Here is a 25,316-nt window from a genome sequence, read left to right as displayed (position 1 = left end):
CGGGGCTATACACAACAACCAGCTTATTTCTTATTTTCTAAAAGGAGGTTTCACTACCACTGCTTTTAACTTCCGACCACGCATATCAATACAGATTTCCGTGCCCACTTTACTATATTCCGGCTTTACATATCCCATGCCGATACCAATCTTACGGGTAGGCGACATCGTACCGGAAGTAACCACTCCCACTTGCTCGCCTTCAGCATTTACCAGTTCATAGCCGTGGCGGGGAATCCCGCGGTCAACCATTTCAAAACCAACCAGTTTACGGGTAACACCTTCCGTTTTCTGTTTTTCCAGCAACGGACGGTTGATAAAATCCTTACCTTCCACAAACTTAGTAATCCAACCCAGTCCGGCTTCTATCGGAGAAGTAGTATCATCCAAGTCATTACCATACAGACAGAAGCCCATTTCCAACCGAAGTGTATCACGAGCTCCCAAACCGATAGGTTTAATGCCGTATTCCTCACCAGCTTCAAAAACCGCTTTCCATATACGATCAGCAGCAGACGGATAGAAATAAAGTTCGAAACCTCCCGCACCGGTATAACCCGTATTGGAGATTATCACATTCTCTTCACCTGCAAACGTTCCAACTTTAAATGTATAATATGGAATAGAAGCAAGATCAATGTCCGTCAACTTTTGCAGAGCTAGAACAGCCTTCGGGCCCTGTACAGCGAGTTGAGCTATGTTGTCCGAAGAGTTTTCCAACTCGGCCCCTTCCGTATTGTGAGAAACACACCAGTTCCAGTCTTTTTCCATATTGGCAGCGTTGACTACCAGCATGTATTTTTCCGGCTCGTACTGATACACCAGCAAATCATCTACAATACCTCCCTCTTCATTGGGAAAACAGGTATATTGTATTTTACCCGGAGCCAATGCCGCCACATTATTGGAAGTTATTTTCTGCAGAAAGGCTAATGCATGTGGACCTTTCACCCAAAATTCTCCCATGTGCGACACATCAAATACACCGACACTTTGACAAACAGTCAGGTGTTCGTCAATGATACCGGAGTACTCAATAGGCATATTATAACCTGCAAACTCGTGCATCTTAGCACCGAGTATGATATGTTTCTCTGTAAACGGAGTGGTTTTCATTATTTTAAAGTATTAAGTATTAATCAAGTATTAAGTTTTAAGTATTACCTGTGTTTACCACCTTTTTTATTTGGAAGCTACCAGTTCAGCTATTTTCACGATCACTTTCATCGCTTTTTCCATATTCTGGATAGGTACGAATTCGTAACGTCCGTGGAAATTCAGACCACCGGCAAAGATATTCGGACAAGGCAATCCTTTGAAAGAGAGCTGCGCACCATCCGTACCTCCACGAATCGGTTTTACGTTCGGTTTCACGCCAACGGCTTCCATAGCTGCAAAAGCAGTATCGATGATGTGCATTACCGGTTCTATTTTCTCACGCATATTATAATACTGGTCGCGCAGTTCGAGTGTCGCAGTTCCAGCTCCATATTCAGCGTTCATTTGAGCTACCAGACGTTCTATCTCTTTTTTACGGTTCTCAAATTTTGCACGGTCATGATCGCGGATGATATAAGACACAGTGCTTTGCTCCACATCCCCCTGAATACCGATCAAATGATAGAATCCTTCATAGCCGGTCGTATGTTCCGGTCTTTCCTGTGAGGGAAGCATCGTGATAAACTGATTGGCAAGATAGATAGAGTTAATCATCTTATCCTTGGCATATCCCGGATGCACATTACGTCCTTTAAAGGTTATTTTTGCGGCAGCGGCATTAAAGTTCTCAAACTCCAACTCCCCTACTTCACCTCCATCCATCGTATATCCCCATTCGCAACCGAATTTCTCTACATCGAATTTATGAGCACCTTCACCGATTTCTTCGTCAGGATTGAAGCCGATACGGATTTTACCGTGTTTGATTTCGGGATGTTCCTTCAGATAAACCATCGCAGATACAATTTCCGCGATACCGGCTTTGTCGTCGGCACCGAGCAACGTTTTTCCGTTGGTTACAATCAAGTCTTCCCCCTTATGATCCAGCAATTCCGGGAATTGCGATGGAGAAAGAATCACATTCTCTTCAGCACAAAGCACAATATCCGAGCCATCATATTTTTCCACAATCCGCGGAGTGACATCTTTACCTGTCATATCAGGACTTGTATCCATGTGGGCAATAAATCCGATAGTGGGTACTTCTTTATCTATATTGGCAGGAAGTGTAGCAAAAAGATAGCCATGCTCATCCAAAGTAATATCTTCCAATCCCAAAGATTCCAACTCTTTTTTCAAGTATTCAGCAAAAATCATCTGCTTAGGAGTACTTGGAGTAAGCCCAGTCGATTCATCAGATTGTGTATCGAAACTTACATACTTTAAAAATCTGTCTACTAAAGTCATTTCTATTTACGATTTAACGATTTACAATTTACAATTTGATAGTTTATAGTGCCGTAAAGGTAAAAAAAGAGCCGTGAATTACAAAGCAATTCACGGCTCTTTTTTATTGTATACTTTTATCCGAATATTTAAATATCCTATTTTACTGCTTTAAAAGTGGCTGCTACCATCAAAGCAATGTGTACATACTTTGCATTTAGGTAAGCCGATAGCCTCAATCAACGTTTCCAGCGTGTTAAACTTCAATGAACTTAGTCCGAAACGCTCGGCAATAATGCTAACCATCTTTTCGTATTCCGGAGAACCGGTAGTGGCATATTTCTCCAAATTCTTATTTTCATCACCTTCCAGTTCCTTGATAATGCGACGGGTTATCAACTCCAATGCATTTTTGGAAGCCGAGAAACCGACAAACGGACAAGCGTAAATCAATGGCGGACAAGCGATACGCATGTGTACCTCCTTTGCTCCATAATCATACAGAATCTTCACATTATCACGCAGTTGAGTTCCCCGTACAATAGAATCGTCACAGAACAACAAACGTTTATTTTGCAACATCGCACGGTTAGGAATCAGCTTCATCTTGGCTACCAGCGAACGCATCTCCTGATTGCTGGGAGTAAAGCTACGAGGCCACGTCGGTGTATATTTCGAGATAGCACGATGATAGGGAACTCCTTTTCCTTCGGCATATCCTAAAGCCATACCCACTCCCGAATCAGGAATACCGCAGGCGCAGTCTACTTCCGATTCATCTGTCTGCCCCATTTTCAATCCGCTGGTGAAACGCACTTCTTCCACATTCTTTCCTTCATAGCAAGAAGTCGGGAAACCATAGTACACCCACAGGAACGAGCAAATTTGCATATCCTCATTGGGTTTGCGAAGCTGGTCGATGTGATCGTCATACATGCGAACAATCTCACCGGGACCTAAATATCTCTCAATCTCATAATCCAAATTCGGGAAGCTGGACGATTCGCTCGTTGCAGCATAAGCACCGTCTTTCTTTCCAATCACTACCGGAGTACGTCCCCATCGGTCACGGGCAGCGATGATGCTACCATCTTCCGTCAGGAGCAGCATAGAGCAAGAACCTTTAATGTGATTAAACACATTTTCGATACCTTCAACAAAGGTTCTACCTTGTATAATAAGTAATGCGATAAGTTCCGTCTGGTTGGTGCTGCTCGAACTAAGCTCGGCGAAGTGCATGTTTTGACTGAGAAGTTCTTCTTCCAATTCCTGGATATTGGCTATTTTAGCGACTGTGACAATGGCGAAACGCCCGAGATGAGAATTGATGATGATAGGTTGTGCATCTGTGTCGCTAATGATGCCGATGCCGGCGTTTCCTTTAAATTTGTCTAGTTCTCCTTCAAATTTGGTTCGGAAATAAGTACTTTCCAAATTGTGAATGGAGCGGATAAACCCTTTTTCCTCACTGTATGTTGCGAGTCCTCCTCGCTTGGTACCCAGATGTGAGTTATAATCTGTGCCATAGAATAAATCAGTCACGCAACTAGTTTTCGAGACTGTTCCGAAAAAACCTCCCATGTTGTTCTCTTTATTGATGATGTTTTAAAAAAGATGGCGCAAAAGTACAAAAAAGAATCCGTCCTATAAAAAAAGTACTCCGCAAAGTTTTAGTTTTCTTTGCGAAGCACAACTAATATTTATTAAAAAACGAGGAATCCGTAAACAATCTTTTTACCTGAATCTTATTTCCATTTCCTGATTGTTTTCAAGTCGGCGGGAGTTGCTTCTATCAGACTTACCGCAAACCCTCCACTGCGTGCCAGCTTCACAGACATCTTATTCTTGTTTGTCACCAATCCTTTTTTTATCTGATAAGAGGTCGGATTCTTTTCAAAGTCAGCATCTTTTCCGTCAGCATAAAGAGTGGCTACATATTGTTTTCCCGGTTCAAGAAAATCAAGCGTAAAAGCAGAGGTACGGGGATTTTCGTCGGTGATGCCACCTACAAACCAGTTATCAGTGCCTTTCGCTTTACGGGCAACCGTGATATAATCTCCCGGTTCTGCTTCCAGATACTTGCTGTCATCCCAATCAACAGCTACCTCTTTGATAAATTGAAACGCATCCATGTGGCGTTCGTAGCTTTCCGGAAGGTCAGCTGCCATCTGCAAAGGGCTGTACATCGTTACATAAAGTGCTAATTGTTTAGCTAAAGTAGTACGTACAAAGCTGTGATCGCCCGACAGAAAAGATAGTTTGGTATCAAAAATACCCGGCGTATAATCCATCGGTCCGCCAATCTGACGGGTGAAAGGAAGCAAAGTGGTATGGAACGGTTTGTTGCCTGCAAAAGCTTCATATTCCGTGCCACGAGCCGATTCGTTACCAATCAGATTCGGGTAGGTACGACATAATCCTGTGGGACGGGTTGCTTCATGGGCATTTACACATATCTTATATTCGGCAGCTTTTTCTACCGCATATAAATAATGGTTATTCATCCACTGTCCGTAATGATGCTCCCCACGAGGAATAATGTTACCTACATATCCACTTTTCACAGCATTATACCCGTTATCTATCATAAACTGATATGCCTTATCAAGATGACGTTCGTAGTTACGTACAGAAGCAGAGGTCTCGTGATGCATCATCAGCTTCACCCCTTTTTCCTTTGCATACGCATTGAGCATTTTCACGTCAAAATCAGGATACGGAGTGACGAAATCAAAGACATAATCCTTCGAATTTCCAAACCAGTCTTCCCAACCTTCATTCCAGCCTTCCACCAATACCTGGTCGAATCCATGTTCGGAAGCAAAATCGATATAACGTTTCACTTTATCATTGTTGGCTGAATGGCGTCCGTTTGGCTTTGTTTTGGAATAATCCGTCTGTCCAAGTTTCACCGAATAAACATCATCCGTATACGACCAGGAACCTTTTCCGGTGATCATTTCCCACCACACTCCGATATATTTCACCGGCTTAATCCAAGAAACATCTTCATAAATACAAGACTCATTCAGGTTCAGAGTCAATTTAGAAGCCAGAATATCACGGGCATCATCACTTACAATCACCGTACGCCAGGGTGAACGGCAGGGAGTCTGCATATACCCCTTATCTCCTTTCGCATCAGGAGTCAGCCATGATTCAAAAACCAGGTTCTGATCGTCCAGATTCAGATGCATACAAGAATAGTCGATCAAAGCGGCTTCATGCAGATTGATATACAATCCATCGGCCGTTTTCATTTGCAGGGAAGTTTGTACACCTGTCGGAGAGAAAGGTGTTTGAGAAGCATTTGGAGTAATTGCCCCTTGCAATAATCCGCGAATTTCTGAAAGTTTGGATTCGGTATAGTCATATTCCTGCGTATCATAATCGCCGGGAATCCAGAAGGCTGTATGATCGCCAGCCATAGCGAATTGAGAATGTTCTTCTTTGATAACGAAGTAATTCAGATTTTTCTGCTGTGGAAATTCATAACGGAATCCCAAGCCATCGTTATAAAGACGAAAACAAATAATCATATTACGATCTTGTGCCTTTTGATTCAAGGTGACAGCCATTTCATTATAATGGTTGCGGATGGATTTCACCTCTCCCCACACAGGTTGCCATGTTTCGTCAAAAGTAGCAGTTTTCGTATCGATCAGCGTGAATCCGTTCATCAGTCCCGGATCATTCTTTAATTCCAATCCCAGTTTCGAAGGTTTAATTACTTCTTTTCCTTTATAAGAGAGTTCGTACACCGGTTCTCCTTGCGCATTGACAGAGAAATTAAGCTTTAATTGTCCGTCAGGAGAAGTGATACTTTCGGCTTTAGCTGATGTGCCGAAGAAAAAAAAGAGCAACAGACAGAGCCCTATTACAGTTCCTATTTTCATGTTCTTCATGATATAAATGAGTTAGTTAATAATCGTATGGCAAAGATAGACCGGAAACACAAGAGGTGTTTTTCTTTATAAATAAAATATAGAGGGATACAGAACCAAAAACAGAATAAGTATTTAATAATAAAGTAGATAACATATTTTGAGACTAGAAAAAATATAGTGTCTATGGTGAATAAATTAAAAGGATTAAATATGAATATTGCATAATCTTTCTATATTTGCAGATTATTATCTCAATCACAATAAACATTTTATTATTCATATGGCACAACGCCTTAATTTATCCCGGAGGTTTCGAGCAACTCGAAAAGGATTTTGAAGTCGCCTAAATAATATCAATCTTTCAATCAAATGAGCAAAGAAGTTATCTATATCTTTATCGGCGGAGGCACGGGTAGTGCATTGCGTTATTTCATTCAGTTGTTAATGTACGAACGAATCGTCCCCTACCATTTTCCATGGGCTACTTTCACTGTCAATCTCCTCGGTAGTTTTCTTATCGGCCTGTTTTATGCCCTTTCAGAACGGTTTCACCTTCCGTTCGAAGTCCGTTTGTTTCTGACAACGGGCTTATGTGGAGGTTTCACAACGTTCTCTACTTTCTCCAGTGACGGCGTAAGTCTACTGAAAGGAGAATTTTACGGAGTATTTATTCTATATACATTAATAAGTATAGGTATAGGATTGGCCGCTGTGGTAGCCGGCGGATATGTGGGAAAGGCATGATGAAAAGAAACCCAATCAAACCCGTCCGCGTTGTTCCTCCCATGATGGAAGAGCAGGAAGTCAGTACTACTACCCTACAGGAATGGCTCGACAGAGAAGAAACCGTCTCTCATCTTTTATTCTGTAAAGGAAAAGAAGAAGGTATCGACAAATCTTATAAAAGTTTCAAGAACTGTACTTTCCAAAATCAGACATTCAGCGAATGTAAATTCCATTCTTCCCAACTGACCGATGTCAGGTTCGAGAACTGTGATTTATCCAACATCTCTTTTGCTGAAAGTTCGCTCTACCGGGTAGAATTCATTTCCTGCAAACTATTGGGTACCAATTTATCTGAAACAACGATGAATCATGTCTTGCTGCACGACTGCAATGCCGGTTACATCAACCTCGCCATGAGTAAAATGAATCAGGTACGTTTCGCACACAGCCAGCTCCGCAACGGAACTCTGAACGACTGCCGTTTTTCATCTGTCGCTTTTGACGGTTGCGACCTTGTAGAAGCCGATTTCTCACATGCTTCGCTCCGCGGAATAGATTTGCGCACTTCCCGCATCAGCGGAATCACGCTCAACATCAGTGATCTGAAAGGGGCTGTCATCACCTCCTTGCAGGCTATGGATTTGCTTCCACTGTTAGGGGTTATTATCGAAGATTAAAATCCTGCAAATTCACCCCGCCACACTCAAACAAAAAACATCGTCCCGTTGTTATAATATAAGGTCGGACTAACGACATATAGGGAATAGGCTCAAAAAGAATACCTATTTATAGTGATTTCTCACTCCCTGTCAAGTCCGTACTTTTGCAGAAATCTTATTCAAAAACAATAGAAACGATGAAAATTGAAAAAATTGTAGCTCGAGAAATTCTCGATTCAAGAGGTAACCCCACAGTAGAAGTTGACGTAGTATTGGAATCCGGCATCACAGGACGTGCATCTGTACCATCCGGTGCTTCCACAGGTGAACATGAAGCATTGGAGCTTCGCGATGGTGATAAAAAACGTTATGGTGGAAAAGGAGTACAAAAAGCGGTTGACAATGTAAATAAAATCATCGCTCCGAAACTGGTTGGTATGTCTTCGCTCAATCAGAGAGGTATCGACTACGCAATGCTGGCATTGGACGGCACTAAGACTAAATCCAATTTAGGTGCCAACGCTATTCTCGGTGTATCTCTTGCCGTAGCCAAAGCTGCCGCCAACTATCTGGATCTTCCTCTATACCGTTACATCGGTGGAACAAATACGTATGTAATGCCTGTACCGATGATGAACATCATCAACGGTGGTTCACATAGCGATGCTCCTATCGCATTTCAGGAATTTATGATTCGTCCCGTAGGTGCCCCTTCTTTCAGAGAAGGTCTGCGAATGGGTGCTGAAGTATTCCATGCCTTGAAGAAGGTTTTGAAAGACCGTGGTTTAAGTACTGCCGTAGGTGATGAAGGAGGTTTCGCCCCTAACCTCGAAGGTACAGAAGATGCCCTGAACTCGATCCTTGCCGCTATCAAAGCCGCAGGCTACGAACCGGGTAAAGATGTGATGATCGGTATGGACTGCGCTTCTTCTGAATTCTACCACGATGGTATTTATGATTATACCAAGTTTGAAGGCGAAAAAGGCAAGAAACGTACCGCTGAAGAACAAATCAACTATCTGGAAGAACTGATTAACAAGTTCCCTATCGACTCCATCGAAGACGGTATGAGCGAAAACGACTGGGAAGGTTGGAAGAAATTGACAGAACGTATCGGCAACCGCTGCCAGTTGGTAGGTGACGACTTGTTCGTGACTAACGTAGACTTCCTTGCCATGGGTATCGAAAAAGGTTGTGCCAACTCTATCCTGATTAAAGTAAACCAAATCGGTTCGTTGACAGAAACATTGAACGCTATCGAAATGGCTCACCGCCATGGATACACCACTGTTACCTCTCACCGTTCGGGTGAAACAGAAGACGCTACTATCGCTGATATCGCAGTAGCTACCAACAGCGGACAAATCAAGACAGGTTCGTTGAGCCGTTCGGATCGTATGGCTAAATATAACCAACTGCTCCGTATCGAAGAAGAACTCGGCGACTTGGCTGTATATGGATACAAGAGAATCAAGTAAATCTCTATGCTAGATTATAAAAAAAGCATTCAAGTAAACTACCTGAATGCTTTTTTCTTTTTGAGCCTCTTGTCGGATTCGAACCAACGACCCCGAGATTACAAATCACGTGCTCTGGCCAACTGAGCTAAAGAGGCGGGTGGGTAAGCTATCTATATCGCGCCGCTACAACCAACTACCTTTGCTGCGATCAAGCCCTGGAGGATTCGAAGGGAGCTGGCCGTATAGGACTTACCCGTTTTGCGGTTGCAAAGGTAGACATTTTTATGTATTCTGCAATAGCTGCAGATAACTTTTTTACGAATAAAATACTAACAAGCTACGTTTCAAGCAATTAAAATCGCAAAAAAATATTCAGACAGCAACTTCCCCTGCTTTATTAACTTTAACAACCAGATTTCCCCTACCAACCGATATTATTTGTACCTTTGTGCGCAATTTATAAATGAAGATGACAGAGAACAGAAGCTATTTACAAAAATATGCCATGCATTTTGGCACGTACATGGGAATCTACTGGATATTGAAGTTCATATTATTTCCGCTGGGATTCCACATACCTTTCCTTTCGCTTTTATTTGTAATCCTGACATTATCCGTACCTTTCATCGGATATCACTACGCGAAAATGTATCGGGATAAGATTTGCGGGGGGAGTATCCAATTTTCGCATGCCATGCTCTTCACTATATTTATGTATATGTTTGCTTCCCTATTGGTAGCCGTGGCCCACTACGCCTATTTCCAGTTCATCGATCACGGTTTTATCGTCAACTCTTATATCCAGCTATGGGACGAGTTGATGGCCAACACTCCGGCTTTGATAGAAAACAAAGAAGTTATAAAAGAAACGATAGATACCGCCCGTTCACTTACTTCTATCAATATCACCATGCAGTTATTGTCATGGGATGTATTCTGGGGAAGTATCCTGGCCATCCCTACCGCATTGATGGTAATGAAAAAGGCCAAACCGGAAAATGACGGACCCGTTCAATCATAATTTATAAATCATAAATCATAATTCGTACAATGGATATATCAGTTGTAGTCCCATTATTCAATGAAGAAGAGTCACTACCCGAACTCTATGCTTGGATAGAACGGGTAATGCAAGCCAACGGATTCTCATTCGAAGTGATTTTCGTTAATGACGGAAGTACCGACCATTCATGGGAAGTGATCGAAAAGCTGAAAGCTCAATCGGAACATGTAAAAGGTATCAAATTCCGCCGTAACTACGGTAAATCACCCGCGCTCTACTGTGGATTCGCAGAAGCGGAAGGAGACGTAGTCATAACGATGGATGCTGACCTACAAGATAGCCCGGATGAAATTCCCGAACTCTATCGGATGATTACCGAGGACGGTTACGACTTGGTTTCCGGCTGGAAACAAAAGAGATATGACCCTATTTCGAAGACCCTGCCGACCAAGTTGTTTAATGCGACCGCCCGCAAAGTGTCGGGCATCAAAAACCTGCACGACTTCAACTGCGGCCTGAAAGCATATCGAAAAGAGGTAGTAAAGCATATCGAAGTCTATGGTGAAATGCACCGTTATATCCCTTACCTGGCAAAGAACGCTGGATTCAAGAAAATCGGTGAAAAGGTGGTACACCACCAGGCACGTAAATACGGCACGACGAAATTCGGACTAAACCGTTTCGTGAACGGATATTTGGATTTACTTTCTCTTTGGTTTCTTTCCCGATTCGGTATCAAACCGATGCATTTCTTCGGACTGCTGGGATCATTGATGTTTCTCGTCGGAATGATTTCTGTCATCATTGTAGGTGCCAGTAAACTATATGCTATGTCCAACGGTCTCCCCTATCGACTGGTGACCGACTCTCCCTATTTTTATTTGTCACTGACGGCAATGATTATAGGTACACAATTATTCTTAGCCGGATTCCTTGGCGAATTAATCTCCCGCAATGCACCGGAACGGAATAACTATCAGATAGAAAAGAAAATTTGATTCACATTCAATAAGCTGACTATGAAGAATTTAATTCGTATCTTTCTCCTATTGATAATCGTTGGCGGTGCTGTCAGCATTCATACCTCGTGCTCGGACGAGAACGATTGCTCATTAGCAGGACGTCCGATGATGTATTGCACGATATATACCATCGATCCGGACAACCCTAATATTGCACTAAAAGACACGCTCGATTCGTTGACAATCACAGCATTAGGCACCGACTCTATCATTCTGAACAATGAAAAGAATGTGCATACGTTAATGCTTCCACTACGATATACAAGTGACTCTACTGTATTCATATTCAGATATGATCCAAAGCGTAAAAAAGATGATGTTGACACATTATACATTGTACAACAGAATACGCCTTATTTCCAATCCATGGAATGTGGATATATGATGAAACAAAACATCATCAGTGCCAAATTTGGCAAACCCGGAAGACCCGGCCTTCCTCCTCCGTATGGCAATGGACAACCGGACCAAATAGATTCTCTTCATATACAAAATAAAGAAGCCAATACAAATGAAATCCAGAACTTGCAGATATTCTATAATTATCGGCCAGAACGCACACCTGATGAAACGACTAATTAGTCTGCTCCTGCTCTTTTGCATTGGACTTCCGTTGCTGGCCCAACAACAGCGGCCTACGCAAACACCCAAAAGAGATCAGAAAAAGAAAGAGGTTGCCGAGATAGATACCATTCCACTTTACAATGGTACGTATATCGGTGTGGATTTATACGGCATCGGAAGCAAGCTTCTGGGAGGCGACTTTATGAGTTCTGAAGTCAGTGTGGCCGTCAATCTTAAAAACAAATTCATCCCTACCTTTGAGTTTGGCATGGGAGGAACAGACACCTGGAATGAAACAGGTATACACTATAAAAGCAAAATGGCTCCATTCTTCCGGATCGGTGTGGATTACAATACCATGGCAAAGAAGAAAGAGAAGAACAGCTACTTATATGCAGGACTTCGCTATGCGTTCAGTTCATTTAAATATGACGTTTCCACAATGCCGGCGGACGATCCCATCTGGGGAGATGCAGTAGGTAACCCCAGTTTAGGAGATGGTTACTGGGGCGGAAGCGTACCTTTCAGCCACTTGGGAATGAAAGGCTCCGTGCAATGGCTGGAAATTGTTTTAGGCGTTAAAGTACGTATCTACAAAAACTTTAACATGGGGTGGTCGGTACGTATGAAATACAAAACCAAAGCATCTACCGGAGAATATGGGAATCCATGGTACGTGCCCGGCTACGGAAAATTTAAATCAAACAATATGGGAATCACTTATTCCCTTATTTACAAATTGCCTCTTTAGAATATAATGACAGGACTAGAGATTTGGTTGCTTGCAATAGGTCTGGCGATGGATTGTTTCGCTGTCTCCATTGCAAGCGGTATCATTTTGAAGCGTACCCGATGGAAACCCATGCTAATCATGGCTTTTACATTCGGACTTTTTCAAGCAATCATGCCTTTTATCGGATGGATGTTCGCCAAAAGCTTCAGCCATTTCATAGAAAGTATAGACCATTGGATTGCCTTTGCCATTCTTGCCTTCCTTGGCGGCAGAATGATTTGGGAATCTTTCAAAGAAGAAGAGTGCTGCCAGCTATTCAACCCGACCAGTCTGAAAGTGGTATTCACTATGGCCGTCGCAACAAGCATCGACGCGCTGGCAGTCGGTATTTCGTTTGCCTTTTTAGGAGTGCAAAATTATAATGAAATCCTGTCCCCTATCCTTATCATCGGACTTGTTTCCTTCGTCATGTCACTCATCGGGTTGATCTTTGGTATCCAATGCGGCTGTGGCATCGCCCGGAAACTGAAAGCAGAGTTATGGGGAGGTATCATTCTGGTCATCATCGGATTAAAGATATTAATTGAACATTTATTTCTCCAATAAAATGAGTTTTCTCATCAAAAAGAAGAGCGTATGAAAACAAAAAAAAGTTTCCTTTGGCTGGCTTTCCTGATTTTGGCAACCATCTGGATATTAGTCAGGCATAATCAACAAGCTGGCTATTACAGTGTCAAAGGTTTGGTATTTGGGACGGTATACAAGATTACTTACCAATATGACGGTGATTTAAAACCGGAAATAGAAGCTGAACTGAAACGCTTCGATCAATCTCTGTCTCCATTTAACGACAGTTCAGTTATCAGTCGCGTCAACCGCAACGAGGAATTAGTTACCGATAGTTTCTTTCAGAAATGTTTCAACCGTTCGATGGAAATTTCCTGCGAGACAAACGGTGCTTTCGACATCACAGTAGCCCCCCTTGCCAATGCTTGGGGATTCGGTTTCAAAAAAGGCACTTTTCCTGATTCAATCATGATAGATAGCCTGTTGCAAATCACCGGATATGAAAAGGTAAAAATGGACAACGGCAAAGTCATTAAGCAGGATTCCCGTACCATGCTAAGTTGTAGTGCCGTTGCCAAAGGGTATTCGGTAGACGTAATTGCGCAACTGCTCGACCGTAAAGGCATAAAAAACTATATGGTAGATATAGGCGGTGAGGTGGTTGTGAAAGGCAAAAACCCCTCCAAAGGCTTATGGCGCATCGGAATCAATAAGCCCGTCGACGATTCACTGGCCGTAAACCAAGACTTACAAACAATACTTGAAATTTCGGATTTAGGCTTGGCAACTTCTGGAAATTACCGCAACTATTATTACAAAGACGGAAAGAAATATGCTCATACCATCGACCCGAGAACGGGTTATCCGGTACAGCACAGCATCTTGTCTTCCACCGTAATCGCTAAAGACTGTATGACTGCCGACGCCCTGGCTACCGCCTTCATGGTGATGGGACTGGAAGAAGCGGAAGCCTTCTGCAAAGCGAACCCGGAGATTGACGCCTACTTTATTTATAGCGGAGAAAACGGAGAGTTCAACACTTTCTACACGGAAGGAATGAAAAAATACATAGCGAAATAAGATCCGCTTCTTTTCTTTCATTCTCTTCACATGAGGATAAGTCTCAAGCTATCAACCGTTTCGTGTGATTACTCAAAGAAATATGCTTCTTCACATCCTTCACAGTCATTACCGTGAAGGATGTGCCGCATCTCTGGATACGCCATAATAACCGGGAGCAGGCACATACATCGGCTGATTGCGCAAACCGATATTCACCAGTTTTCCTTCTCCACGCAAACGTACCAAATGCGTTTTGGCCGTAGTACGTGCCAAACCACACACTTCCTGAAAATCACGGCGGGTCATCATCTGATGTTCGGCAAAATATTCTTTCAACAGCATATCAATCTCCACCTCTGACACCTTCTCCGAATGACGGACATACTTGGACTGACTGGCGCGAACACCCACAAAATGTCCTTTCAGATTACTGTCAGGGCGAAATCGGACAGTTTTGAAAGCCACCTTATTAGTCTTATGCGGAGTGCTGCGAGTCACTTTCCCCGTAGCCTCCAAAGTGGGATAAAAATAACCGATCCCCTCGATATGCACTTCTTTTCCCTCACGCAACGACTCGCCAAGAATCTTCGATAAGTTATCAAGCACATTCTTTACATCGCCCACAGTCAACGAACTGTAGTCATGAATCTTGTAACAAAGAGTATCCGTATCCACCTTTCCATTCATAAAGATACGCGGATGCAACGCTGCTTCTTCTTCCGAAGAAGCATTAGGATTTTCATACCAATCAAACACAATAGCCATTACTTCTTATCAATTTAAATGTGTAACTTCATCATAGGACAACTTTAATCGGCTATTCGGACGACTGGAATCGGCTGTTCAGTCAACTATTGTCAGCCAACCGGACAACTCCAGTCGGCTTTTCCTAAACAAGCACTAAAGATACGACAAAGTAACGACTTATCCGCATAAGAAAGCTTGTTTTTCATTTCAGGAGAAAATAAACTTTTTCTTAGTTAAATACTTGCAAACCCCATATCTCATGTTATACCTTAGCAGCATCAACCGGTCGAAAAAACAACATTTATTCATTTAAAAAACAAGAAAAATATGAAGACATTAGAATATAATTCGAAACGTTTGGCAAAAAGAATACGGGTATTGATGAAAGAATCGTCAAACGTCATCGTTTCACCGAATACGCCAAAGAACGAACAACCAATGCAGGATATGCATAAGCAGGAAATACATAGACAAGAAGTACATAAACAGCCCGTCCTTCTGACACAACAAGTGATTGACTTTTTGAAAGTTCGGTATGACTTCCGCTACAACTTGCTTACCGAAGAAACCGAATTCCGCCCATCCGGTCAACGAGACATCTCTTTCTGTCGTATAGACAAGCGGGAACTGAATACTTTCTGCCTGGAAGCCCACAAAGAAGGAATCAATTGCTGGGATAAGGACCTTCAAAGGTACATCTACTCTACCCTAGTGGAAAGCTACCATCCTTTCCGGCTTTATATGAACGAACTACCTATATGGGACGGAACGGACCGGTTAAAGCCCTTAGCAAAGCGAGTATCCGACATTCCTATATGGATAAAAAGCTTTCACACCTGGATGCTCGGACTTGCTGCCCAATGGCTGGGAGTGAATCAAACACAAGCAAACAGCGTAGCCCCGATACTTATCAGCGAAGAACAGGGACGCCATAAATCTACTTTCTGCCGCATGCTGATGCCGCCACAACTAACCCGTTATTATTCGGATAATCTGAAACTAACCGCACAAGGCAATCCCGAACGTCTCCTTGCCGAGATGGGATTACTAAACATGGACGAATTTGATAAATTCGGAGCACAAAAGATGCCATTACTGAAAAATCTGATGCAAATGTCCAGCCTCAACATCTGCAAAGCCTATCAGAAAAATTTCCGGCCGCTACCTCGTATCGCCTCTTTCATAGGAACCAGTAACCGCACCGACCTGCTTCACGACCCGACAGGCAGCCGCAGATTCTTTTGTATTGAAGCAGAGCATGACATTGACTGTACCGGAATTGAACATTCACAAATCTATGCCCAACTGAAAGAAGAACTGCTTGCGGGTGCCCGTCACTGGTTCAGCAAGGAGGAAGAACATGCTTTGCAATGTCATAACAGCGCATACTATCATGTTAACCCCATAGAAGATATTGTCCGTAACACATACGCACCTGTCACGTTGGATGAACCGGATTGTTTGTCGCTCTCCGTCGCTATCATTCATCAGGAATTGAAAAAGAGGTTTCCGGCTGTACTGCGTAACTGTACTCCTATCCAATTGGCGCAAGTGCTGACCGCAGCAGGTATCAGCCGACAGCATACAAGATTGGGGAATGTGTATCTGGTGAAGAGGGTGAAGGGTGTGAAGAGTGAAAATAGTATCATTTATTCACAGGATATATCTATAAATCAGGAGCTTAGTATAATGTGAAAAATGTGAAGAAAGAATACATAAATATAATCAAAAAGCACCAAGGATAGCTGGGACATTTTGAAATAGAGAAAGTGTACAAAGTTTATTTGTCACTTTCTCTATTCCTTTATACTATTAATACATAAAGACTATGAATTAAATATTTAAGTCAGCTTTATACAATGAGAGGCCATCTTCGTTACTCTCACGGAAGTACACAGCACTACCATCGTTAGAGACTGTATAATAACCATTTTTTCTATATGGCAAATCAAACTTTTTGATTGGATTTAACTCCCAGTCAAATACAAATATAGCCTCGCTAAATTGTCTCAGTTCTTCATCTTTTTCGTTAAAAAATCCTCGAACCGAGCATATAATATATTTGTCATTAGTTTGCATAGTCTCAATTTCTATCTGCCTGTTATTTATTGTACTAAGCGATGTAGACATTTCATCTCTTGACTCAACGCGCTGCATCTCTGTGTATCTTTTTTCGTTTACTACATTTCCACTCTTAATATCAAACGTATATAATATGAATTGATGACATACAGAAAAGGCTGCCATATCATTACCCTTTATTGCAATACAGCCATCAGCATAAGCACATTTTATTAGATCATTTGCAGGCAGTTCCATACCTTTAGCTTTTTCAAGATCAAAACTTCCATAATTTATTGTTTCATAAGAGTTCGCTTCCTCATTATTGAATATGGTAACTGATTTCTTATTAAACTCATTTATTTCTGTTTGTTCAGATTCCGATAAAGCCGGTATTATAGTTGCAAGAACAGAACCATTAGGAAGTTTGACCATTCGGCGCACCCAAATACTATCCGGGACTATTGTCACAGAAAATGTTCGTTCGCCCATAGGCACATTAGCTATTATTTCTTTTTTAGCAAAAGTCTTTATCATATTGGGATATGCATAAAGTTGAACGGAATCACCTATTATTTGAAAGTCTTCTAATCCAATTAATTCATTGGCCGCTCTTCCTTTCGATGCAATGATAGATAATTTCTCCCCGGTATTTAAATTATAACAGGATCCGAAGTCATCATCATCTTCTCCTCTTCTGACAAACCACAGTATAGAGTCATCAATCATGCAGCCACCGATTTCCAGAATATCAAATTTATTAAAAGGGGTGAATTCCAATTCTTCGGTAATGGGGAAATCCGTATCTATATTGGAGATAGGGGCAGCCTGATTCTTGACAGCACTATTACAACTAAAAAAAGAAAGACTGATTAAAAGCAATAATAATTGAGCATTTGTTTTCATAAGTGTGTATTTTTAAATAATTAATGATAATTACTTGCGAATATAGTTATTATCTTTACCTTTGCAAAAGACATCTGTATTTTTATACCAAACAAAATAAAAAAGCTATGAAAACACTTAAAAGAAGAATCCTGAAACCATTGTTAATTGCTTGTTTAGGCTTAACAGTTGCAACAATTACATTTGCGCTTACTACTACTCCTAGCCGTCCAGGAAGACCTAGTGCTTTTGACATAGAGGCTGACTTCTGTAAATTAAGATTTAAAAAGCCCCTTAGTGATGGAGGATTGCCAATACTATTTTATATTATCGAGTATAGATCGTTAAAAACAGGTAGGTGGCAACTAGAAAGGAGAGTTAAGCCCCAATATCCTATGGATAATACAATGCAATCCGATGTAGATAATAGGGTTGGAACAGATCCGGTAGTTTTTCGTGTTTCTGCTCAAAATAGTAATGGGCGAGGCATGAATTCAGAGGTTTCCAATTCTATAACATTCAGGAATCCATTCTAATTGCAATAATATATTAAGATATAAAAAGTCCCGTATAATCATAATGCTGAGTTATTCGGGATATTTTTTATAAAAGAACTCAATAACACTATAAAAAACAATGAGCAGACCTTTGTACACGTTAAGAAAACCGCAGAATACTATGGAGAAAACAACCTGCTTTTCAATGAGCATATAAAGTATTTATTGTGGGAATATAGCTACGGAACAGATATCGCAGATTAAAAAGAAGATAAATTTAAAGACATAAACACAAATGCGAAAAAGGCTACTATTAATATCCGTCGGGTGGCTACTCAGTAATGTCATTACCGGACAAAATCTGCCTACGAGAAAGATGACCCTCGAACAAGCGATTGAGATTGCACATTCTCACTCTCCACAGGTTCAGATGGCACAGCTCAATTTTATGGCACAGTACTGGAATTTTCGTTCTTATAAAGCGCAGTTACTACCGTCGCTTAATTTGCATGGTAATTTAGGGAACTATAACCGCTCGTTGGTAGATGTACGTGATCCGGAAACAGGTCGTATCAGCTATGTAGCCAATAACACATTAAGCAACGATTTGTCTATTTCGATAGATCAGAACATTTCTCTGACGGGTGGTAAAGTATCACTTAATACATCACTCGACCGACTGGATCAGTTCAATTATGGCACACAAATCTATAACTCGAATCCGCTTACAATCCGTTATACACAACCTCTGCGATCGTTTAATGAGTTAAAATGGCAGAAGAAAACAGAACCTTTGCGGTACGAAAAGGAAAAGAAAGTATATTTAGAAGCAATGGAGGATATAACCCTCCGAACTACCTCCCAATTCTTTTCCGTTTTATCAGCACAGACCAGTCATCAGAAAAATGTAGAGAATCTGAATGATACTCGAAAGATGTATGATATAGCACTCAAACGTTCAGAAATCGGCACTGTGACTAAAAGTGAACTATTACAACTGGAATTGGCACTGATAAATGCGGAACTGACGGTTAGTAATAGCAGAACAAATTTAGAGATTGCACTTTTCAACTTTAAGACCTATTTAGGTATTTCGGAAACGACTTCTTTTGCGGTGCTGCCGCCCACAATAGCTCCGGATGTCATTATGGAATATGATTTTGTGTTAAGCAAAGCCTTGCAAAATTCATCGCAGAACTTTTCACTTCAACTGAAAGAGGTTGAAGCGCAACAGGAAGTAGCACAAGCCAAAGCGGCAAAAGGTATTCAGGTAGAGCTACAAGCTAATCTAGGCTTTTCGCAAACAGGAAACAGTTTCAATGAGGCATATCGCCTCTTGAAAGATCAGGAAATTGTCGGACTTTCGCTAACAATGCCTATTTACGACTGGGGCATGAGCCGGGGAAAGGTAAAGATGGCTGAAGCAAAAGCCCGGTTGACGCGCACTCAAAACGAACAGGATGCAATACAATTTCAACAGGATATCCGAATTAAAGTGATGCAGTTTAACCAACAAGGCAGACAGTGTGAGATATCGGAAAAAGCACTGGTTATCGCACAGCAACGGTACGACATCACCAAAGACAGGTTCCAAAACGGAGCTATCACCGTGACCGATCTGAATACGGCTCAGAAAGAGCTGGATGACGCCAGCGAGCAGTATATATCACAATTAAGTACCTTTTGGAGTGCCTATTTTGAGCTAAGAAAATTATCGTTATATGACTTTATTTATAAAAAAGATATTAGCGTGGAATTCGATAAAATCATTGAAAAATAAGAACTATGAAGAAGTTTGCCCTATATAAAAGTCTATTGATAATCATTTGCCTGTTGGGAGTGACAGCTTGTGGTGACGGGAAGAAGAAAGAAGAAGTTTCAATCGGTAAGAGCAATGAGAAAACACAATTGATTACTGTTGATACGCTGGTATTGAAAAAACGGTCCTTCCAAAAACAGATCGTATGTAACGGTAAGTTACGTGCAGTAGTAAAGAGTGACCTTGCATTTAATGGTTCGGGGACTATTACTGCTATTCATATACACAACGGAGACAGAATAAACAAGGGAATGACGCTAGCAGTGCTCGACACGAAAGAGGCGGAAATAGAACTTCGAAAAAGTCGCCGTGCAATGGCCAAAGCAAACATTGACTTGGTAGATAAATTGATCGGACAGGGCTATACGGCTGATACAACAGCTGTACCACCCACTATTTTGCAGAATATGAAGGCCTCATCAGGATATGAAAGCGCGATGGATCAGTTGGAGGCAGCCGAACGTCAGTTAGCTAACTGTTACCTGATCGCCCCGTTTAGCGGTCGTGTGGCAAATTTGGATTCCAAGATATATAGTCGTTCGACAGATAAACTATGTACGTTGATTGACGACTCCTATTTCGATGTGGAGTTTAGTGTATTGGAAGCGGAGATGGAAGAGGTGACACGAGGATTGCAGATCACAGTCTCACCCTTTATCAATGAAGATCAACGCTTTGTAGGTGAAATAACGGAGGTCAATCCGCTGATTGATGAACGAGGACAGATTAAAGTACGTGCAAAAGTACGCAACCACAATAATTATTTGGTGGAAGGGATGAATGTGAAGATTCTGTTAGAACGTGAATTGAAACAGCAGTTTGTTGTTCCAAAAGATGCGGTGGTACTTCGAGATGGGTTCCAAGTGATTTTCCGTTATAAAGATGGTAGAGCGGTATGGACGTACGTGGATGTGGTTATGTCTAATATTGATTCTCATATGATTACGGGCAACGCAAAGAAACAGACTACTATTTCAGAGAATGATGTTGTTATTGTATCTAACAATCTGAATTTGGCTGATAAAACGGAGGTAACGCCTAATTAAAAGACACAACTTATAGCTTACAACACACAATTGGCGAACCCTTAATCCCTAAAAGTATGATAAAAAGACTGATAACACGCCCCATAGCAGTGACAATGAGCGTAATTGCTATCGTGGTGCTGGGTATGGTGGCGGTGGGTTATCTGCCGGTATCGCTTATGCCAGCTATTAATATACCGCAGATCACTGTACAGGTATCAGCTCCCGGTCTGTCGGTGCGAGAGGTAGACAACACTCTGTTAAAACCACTCAAGAACCAGTTGTCGCAGGTGGCCGGATTGAAAAATATAACCGCAGAAGCTCGTGCCGATGTCGGAGCGATCTATATGAACTTTGAGCCCGACTGCAATATAGACATCGTCTTTATTGATGTCAATGAAAAAATGGACCGGGCAATCACCTCACTTCCAAAAGATGTGGAGCGTCCCAAGGTAATCAAAGCCAGTGTGACTGATATTCCGGCTTTCTATCTCAACCTGTCACTTAAAAATGGTATTCCGCCCAAAGAGGGGGAGCCTCGTGAAGCGGGTATTGATTTTAGCGAGCTGGGACAGTTTGCTCGTGACGTAATCTCTAAACGTATTGAACAGTTACCACAAACGGCGATGGTCGATATTAGCGGGGTAGTGACACCGGAACTGCTTTGTATTCCCAATTATACTAAGCTAACCTCTATGGGGGCGGATATTAGTCTGTTGGAGCAGGCAATCAATAACAACAACATATCTTTGGGTGCATTGAGCATCAAAGATGGTCAATATCGCTACAGCATTCATTTCGATGCGCATATCATTTCAAAAGAAGACATCGAAAACATATACATCAAACACGATGGACGTATCTATCAGTTCAAAGAGCTATGTGAGATTGTGCAGCGTCCGGCCAAGCGAAATGGATTAGTACGTAGCAAAGGCGAACCAGCCGTTTCAATGGCAATCATTAAACAGAACGATGCCAAGATGGAAGATCTGCAACAGGGTATCGCCACACTAATAGCCGATCTGGAGGCAGAACATCCGAACATCCGGTTTGAACTAACCCGTGACCAAACCAAGTTGCTGGCCTATTCAATCGATAATTTGGATAGTAACCTGTTGGTAGGTGCTATTTTGGCAGCACTGATCATTTTCCTGTTTATGAAGGACCTCCGCTCACCGATGCTGATCGTTGTGACAATTCCCCTGTCATTGATCGTCACTTTACTGTCATTCCATCTGTTGGGTATATCGCTTAACATCATTTCGTTATCCGGCTTAATTCTCGGGACAGGTATGATCGTTGATAATTCGATTATTGTAATTGATAATATATCACAAAAATGGCAATCGGGGATGCAACTCAATGATGCCATCGCTGAAGCAGTCAGTGAGGTCTTTACACCGATGCTTAGCAGTGTGCTGACCACTTGTTCGGTTTTCGTACCATTGATCTTCCTAAGCGGTACGGCCGGCGCGCTCTTCTACGATCAGGCAATGGCGGTGACGATAGCCCTGTTTGCTTCATTGCTCGTAGCCGTACTGGTACTTCCGGTCTATTTCTACTTGTTGTACAAAAAACTGCCGGCACATACCGAAAATCGTTTTATTGCCCGTTTTTTTACTTTCAACTACTACCGTCCGTATGAAAAGACGCTTAAATGGACACTTCGGCACGGCAAAGTGATGATCGTCTGTTTTATTGCACTTATTCCGATGACCTATCTCATCTATCAGATAGTTGAAAAGAGCCGTCTGCCTCATATCTCGCATGATGATACCATTATGACAATCGATTGGAATAGCGGCATATCGCTCGAAGAGAATGATTTGCGGGTGCATCGTTTGTTGTCGCAAGTTGACAGTTTGGTTGAGCAAACCACTTCAATGATTGGCGTGCAACAGTTTTTAATGTCTCACACGAAAGAAATCAGCCCCTCTGAGAGCGTGGTTTATATCAAAGCGAAAGATGCGGAGACGTTGGCTAAGATAGAGAAAAGACTAACGGATTATGTGGCAGAAAACCATCCGAAAGCATTGGTTACATTTCAGGTTTCGGGCAATATCTTTAATCTGATATTTGCCGAACAGGGAAGTCCACTGGTGGTGCAATTACATAGCAAAGGGGGACAAGCTCCAACAGTGGAACAGGTAACAGAGCTGACAGGGAAGATTCGAAAAGCACTGCCAGATATAGTTGTGCCTCCGGCTGTGATGGAGCAAAACATCCGTTATATAGCCGATGTGGAGGCGATGGCGGTATATGATATCACATATGATGATATCTATGGAAAGATGAAAAATATCATCAGTCAGAATGTGCTGTTTCGCATCAATCAAGGCGGTTATTCGATGCCTGTCACAACGGGGGAATCACGTGCCGAAGCTTCTGATATTTTATCGGGCAAAGTGCGTAATAAGAACGGTGTGGAGATACCGCTCTCGATGGTAATCCGTGAAACCAAAGGAGAAGATTTTAAAAAGCTCTACTCGGGTAGTGATGGCGACTACTACCCTATCGCCCTCGATGTGCCGGACAGCGATGTGAAGCAAGTAATGGAGACCATCAAGCAGGTTGTAAAAGAGGATAGTTACTTCTTTGTGGCCTTCACTGGAGAGTATTTTTCAAGCCGTGAGACCATCAAGGAGTTGATCATCATTCTACTGGTAGCAATTTCGCTACTCTACTTTATTCTGGCAGCACAATTTGAAAGTATTGTTCAACCGTTAATCATCCTTTCAGAGATTGTGGTTGATATCTTCTTCGTGTTGTTTGGTCTGTGGCTCTTTGGTGAGAGTTTGAATATCATGTCAATGATTGGCTTAGTGGTTATGAGTGGTATTATCATCAACGACTCGATCCTGAAAGTGGATACGATCAATCGCCTGCGAAAGCAGGGTATGTCACTGCTGCGAGCGGTTTTAGTAGGTGGTCACAGCCGCTTGAAGCCGATCATTATGACTTCCCTAACGACCATATTGGCTATTGCACCATTCTTGAACCGGGTGGACATGGGTTCGGATCTGCAATATCCATTGTCATTCTCTATCATTATTGGCATGACAGTCGGAACACTTATCAGCCTGTTCTTCATACCGTTGATTTATTATGTTATTTACCGTAAACGCTAATCCTGCTGCTTATGAGTAAAGATATAACAAAAAAAGGCTTTTTAGAGCGGATCCCCAGCTTCTCCCTCATACTGATTATGGCGGTATTGATGGTGATTGGAATGGCGCTGGTACCGCTACTGCGAGTCGCTTATAATCCTACGCCGAAACAGGGAAAGCAGTTGAACGTCTCGTTCAACTGGCCGGGAGCATCACCACGGGTAATTGAACAGGAGATTACCTCTAAAATAGAAGGAATGGTTTCATCAGTGGTTGGAGTGGAGAAAACCTCTTCTACATCGTCCTACGGAAGTGGAAACGTAGCGATAGAACTGAAAGAGAACGCCAGCGTATCAGCCGTCCGTTTTGAAATATCCTCCCTGCTGAAACAGGTAGCCGGCAAGCTGCCTGAAGGAGCCGGTTATCCTTCCCTGTCAGGAGGAGATGTCGGAAGCGGCATGAAACAAAATTCCCGGCAAGTTTTATCCTATATCATCAATGCGGATATGGATCCGGCCAATATTCAGAATTATGTAGAACGAAATATCAAACCCTATCTGACGCAAATTGATTATGTGCGGGAGGTCGCCGTTTCGGGAGCACCTCCAACCTATCTGGATATAGAATATGATCCGACAGAGTTGCAACGTTACGGCCTGGAATCCAATATAATCACATCAGGGCTTCAAAACTTCTTAGGGCAACGATCTATTGTCGGGGATATTGACAAGATCGACCGTAATGGTAATAAAGAGCGTATCACGCTACTTTTAGAGACTGAGCCGCTTGATTCTGATATCGGGAAGACGCCGCTTACCACCATAGAGGGAAAAATCATCTATTTGGATAATATCGCTAAACTAAACTATAAAAAACGCCGCGAAAGCAATTTTTACCGCATCAACGGTCTGAATACGATCAACCTAAGTATATCAGCCGATACTGATGTGAATATCATCAAAGCCTCTTCCGAGTTACGTAAACGGATGGAGGAGGTACAAGCCAATCTTTCAGATGGATTTTATATTTCTTTAACCAATGATGCTGCTAAGGTAACTACTCAGGTATCTTTTCCTGAAAATTGAAAAAGTAATCCAAACTCTCTTA

21 protein-coding genes and 1 tRNA gene are annotated in these 25,316 nt (G+C 42.1%); 15 read left to right on the top strand and 7 right to left on the bottom strand.

The genetic code is table 11. The features are described from left to right. Positions 1-30: 30 nt before the first annotated feature. From gcvT to KTR06_RS21100, 4 genes are all read right to left on the bottom strand, one after another. Entirely contained in the window at positions 31-1,116 is a 1,086-nt protein-coding gene (gcvT, locus tag KTR06_RS21115; protein WP_217290783.1) for a glycine cleavage system aminomethyltransferase GcvT, read from the bottom strand. A 66-nt stretch (positions 1,117-1,182) separates the two neighbouring features. Beyond that, positions 1,183-2,406, bottom strand: a complete 1,224-nt coding sequence (pepT, locus tag KTR06_RS21110) for a peptidase T (RefSeq protein ID WP_004316467.1) — start codon at positions 2,404-2,406, stop codon at positions 1,183-1,185. Between the two features lie 150 nt (positions 2,407-2,556). Next, the gene (locus KTR06_RS21105; protein WP_217290782.1) at positions 2,557-3,966 is read right to left on the bottom strand and encodes an amidophosphoribosyltransferase; all 1,410 of its coding nucleotides are present in this window, start codon (positions 3,964-3,966) and stop codon (positions 2,557-2,559) included. A gap of 164 nt (positions 3,967-4,130) precedes the next feature. After that, entirely contained in the window at positions 4,131-6,290 is a 2,160-nt protein-coding gene (locus KTR06_RS21100) for a glycoside hydrolase family 97 protein (RefSeq protein WP_217290781.1), read from the bottom strand. A 351-nt stretch (positions 6,291-6,641) separates the two neighbouring features. Between KTR06_RS21100 and crcB the strand changes: the two genes are divergently transcribed. The 3 genes from crcB (at position 6,642) to eno (ending at position 9,135) form a co-directional block, all read left to right on the top strand. Continuing rightward, positions 6,642-7,016: a fluoride efflux transporter CrcB gene (gene crcB, locus KTR06_RS21095; RefSeq protein WP_217290780.1), complete on the top strand. Its 375-nt coding sequence runs from the start codon at positions 6,642-6,644 to the stop codon at positions 7,014-7,016. Then, complete coding sequence (locus KTR06_RS21090; protein ID WP_049703192.1) at positions 7,013-7,675, top strand: pentapeptide repeat-containing protein; 663 nt, start codon at positions 7,013-7,015, stop codon at positions 7,673-7,675. The genes crcB and KTR06_RS21090 overlap by 4 nt, the downstream gene beginning before the upstream one ends. Before the next feature lie 179 nt (positions 7,676-7,854). Continuing rightward, complete coding sequence (eno, locus tag KTR06_RS21085; RefSeq protein ID WP_008021267.1) at positions 7,855-9,135, top strand: phosphopyruvate hydratase; 1,281 nt, start codon at positions 7,855-7,857, stop codon at positions 9,133-9,135. A gap of 63 nt (positions 9,136-9,198) precedes the next feature. Here eno and KTR06_RS21080 read toward each other — a convergent pair. Beyond that, positions 9,199-9,272 (bottom strand) — tRNA-Thr (locus KTR06_RS21080). Between the two features lie 308 nt (positions 9,273-9,580). On the opposite strand from KTR06_RS21080, the gene KTR06_RS21075 reads away from it, so the two are divergent. From KTR06_RS21075 to KTR06_RS21050, 6 genes are read left to right on the top strand one after another with little or no spacing between them, the layout of a single operon-like run. Then, entirely contained in the window at positions 9,581-10,138 is a 558-nt protein-coding gene (locus KTR06_RS21075) for a DUF4199 domain-containing protein (RefSeq protein ID WP_032811718.1), read from the top strand. Positions 10,139-10,167: 29 nt separating this feature from the next. Continuing rightward, positions 10,168-11,118 carry a glycosyltransferase family 2 protein gene (locus KTR06_RS21070; protein ID WP_055236505.1) on the top strand — a complete coding sequence of 317 codons (951 nt, stop codon included), beginning with the start codon at positions 10,168-10,170 and terminating at the stop codon, positions 11,116-11,118. 21 nt (positions 11,119-11,139) lie between these two features. Further along, positions 11,140-11,724: a DUF6452 family protein gene (locus KTR06_RS21065; protein WP_049703194.1), complete on the top strand. Its 585-nt coding sequence runs from the start codon at positions 11,140-11,142 to the stop codon at positions 11,722-11,724. Beyond that, positions 11,708-12,457 carry a DUF6048 family protein gene (locus KTR06_RS21060; protein ID WP_049703195.1) on the top strand — a complete coding sequence of 250 codons (750 nt, stop codon included), beginning with the start codon at positions 11,708-11,710 and terminating at the stop codon, positions 12,455-12,457. Before KTR06_RS21065 ends, KTR06_RS21060 begins: the two co-directional genes overlap by 17 nt. A gap of 6 nt (positions 12,458-12,463) precedes the next feature. Beyond that, positions 12,464-13,045, top strand: a complete 582-nt coding sequence (locus KTR06_RS21055) for a manganese efflux pump MntP family protein (RefSeq protein WP_074707263.1) — start codon at positions 12,464-12,466, stop codon at positions 13,043-13,045. 30 nt (positions 13,046-13,075) lie between these two features. Continuing rightward, positions 13,076-14,086 carry an FAD:protein FMN transferase gene (locus KTR06_RS21050; protein WP_121960572.1) on the top strand — a complete coding sequence of 337 codons (1,011 nt, stop codon included), beginning with the start codon at positions 13,076-13,078 and terminating at the stop codon, positions 14,084-14,086. A 108-nt stretch (positions 14,087-14,194) separates the two neighbouring features. Here the strand turns inward: KTR06_RS21050 and KTR06_RS21045 are convergent, their stop codons facing one another. Beyond that, on the bottom strand, positions 14,195-14,833 hold the full coding sequence (locus KTR06_RS21045; RefSeq protein WP_008021253.1) for an HU family DNA-binding protein: 639 nt from the start codon (positions 14,831-14,833) through the stop codon (positions 14,195-14,197). Between the two features lie 309 nt (positions 14,834-15,142). Here KTR06_RS21045 and KTR06_RS21040 point away from each other — a divergent pair, with 309 nt between their 5' ends. Further along, a complete protein-coding gene (locus KTR06_RS21040) occupies positions 15,143-16,510 on the top strand; it encodes a VapE domain-containing protein (protein ID WP_243636451.1) in 1,368 nt (455 codons plus the stop codon). Positions 16,511-16,648: 138 nt separating this feature from the next. Here the strand turns inward: KTR06_RS21040 and KTR06_RS21035 are convergent, their stop codons facing one another. Then, a complete protein-coding gene (locus tag KTR06_RS21035; protein WP_243636452.1) occupies positions 16,649-17,782 on the bottom strand; it encodes a hypothetical protein in 1,134 nt (377 codons plus the stop codon). A gap of 107 nt (positions 17,783-17,889) precedes the next feature. Between KTR06_RS21035 and KTR06_RS21030 the strand changes: the two genes are divergently transcribed. The 5 genes from KTR06_RS21030 (at position 17,890) to KTR06_RS21010 (ending at position 25,294) form a co-directional block, all read left to right on the top strand. Further along, positions 17,890-18,297: a fibronectin type III domain-containing protein gene (locus tag KTR06_RS21030; RefSeq protein ID WP_120067465.1), complete on the top strand. Its 408-nt coding sequence runs from the start codon at positions 17,890-17,892 to the stop codon at positions 18,295-18,297. Between the two features lie 256 nt (positions 18,298-18,553). Next, on the top strand, positions 18,554-20,038 hold the full coding sequence (locus KTR06_RS21025; protein WP_120067466.1) for a TolC family protein: 1,485 nt from the start codon (positions 18,554-18,556) through the stop codon (positions 20,036-20,038). A 5-nt stretch (positions 20,039-20,043) separates the two neighbouring features. After that, positions 20,044-21,123, top strand: a complete 1,080-nt coding sequence (locus KTR06_RS21020; RefSeq protein WP_120067467.1) for an efflux RND transporter periplasmic adaptor subunit — start codon at positions 20,044-20,046, stop codon at positions 21,121-21,123. A 56-nt stretch (positions 21,124-21,179) separates the two neighbouring features. Then, positions 21,180-24,230 carry an efflux RND transporter permease subunit gene (locus tag KTR06_RS21015; protein ID WP_120067468.1) on the top strand — a complete coding sequence of 1,017 codons (3,051 nt, stop codon included), beginning with the start codon at positions 21,180-21,182 and terminating at the stop codon, positions 24,228-24,230. A gap of 11 nt (positions 24,231-24,241) precedes the next feature. Further along, on the top strand, positions 24,242-25,294 hold the full coding sequence (locus tag KTR06_RS21010) for an efflux RND transporter permease subunit (protein WP_254306452.1): 1,053 nt from the start codon (positions 24,242-24,244) through the stop codon (positions 25,292-25,294). The last annotated feature ends 22 nt before the right edge of the window (positions 25,295-25,316 follow it).

Source organism: Bacteroides sp. MSK.20.12 (assembly GCF_019052435.1).
Taxonomy (GTDB): domain Bacteria; phylum Bacteroidota; class Bacteroidia; order Bacteroidales; family Bacteroidaceae; genus Bacteroides; species Bacteroides xylanisolvens.
The sequence above is the reverse complement of the archived record's forward strand: the minus strand, read 5'-3'. Positions and strand labels throughout refer to the sequence as shown.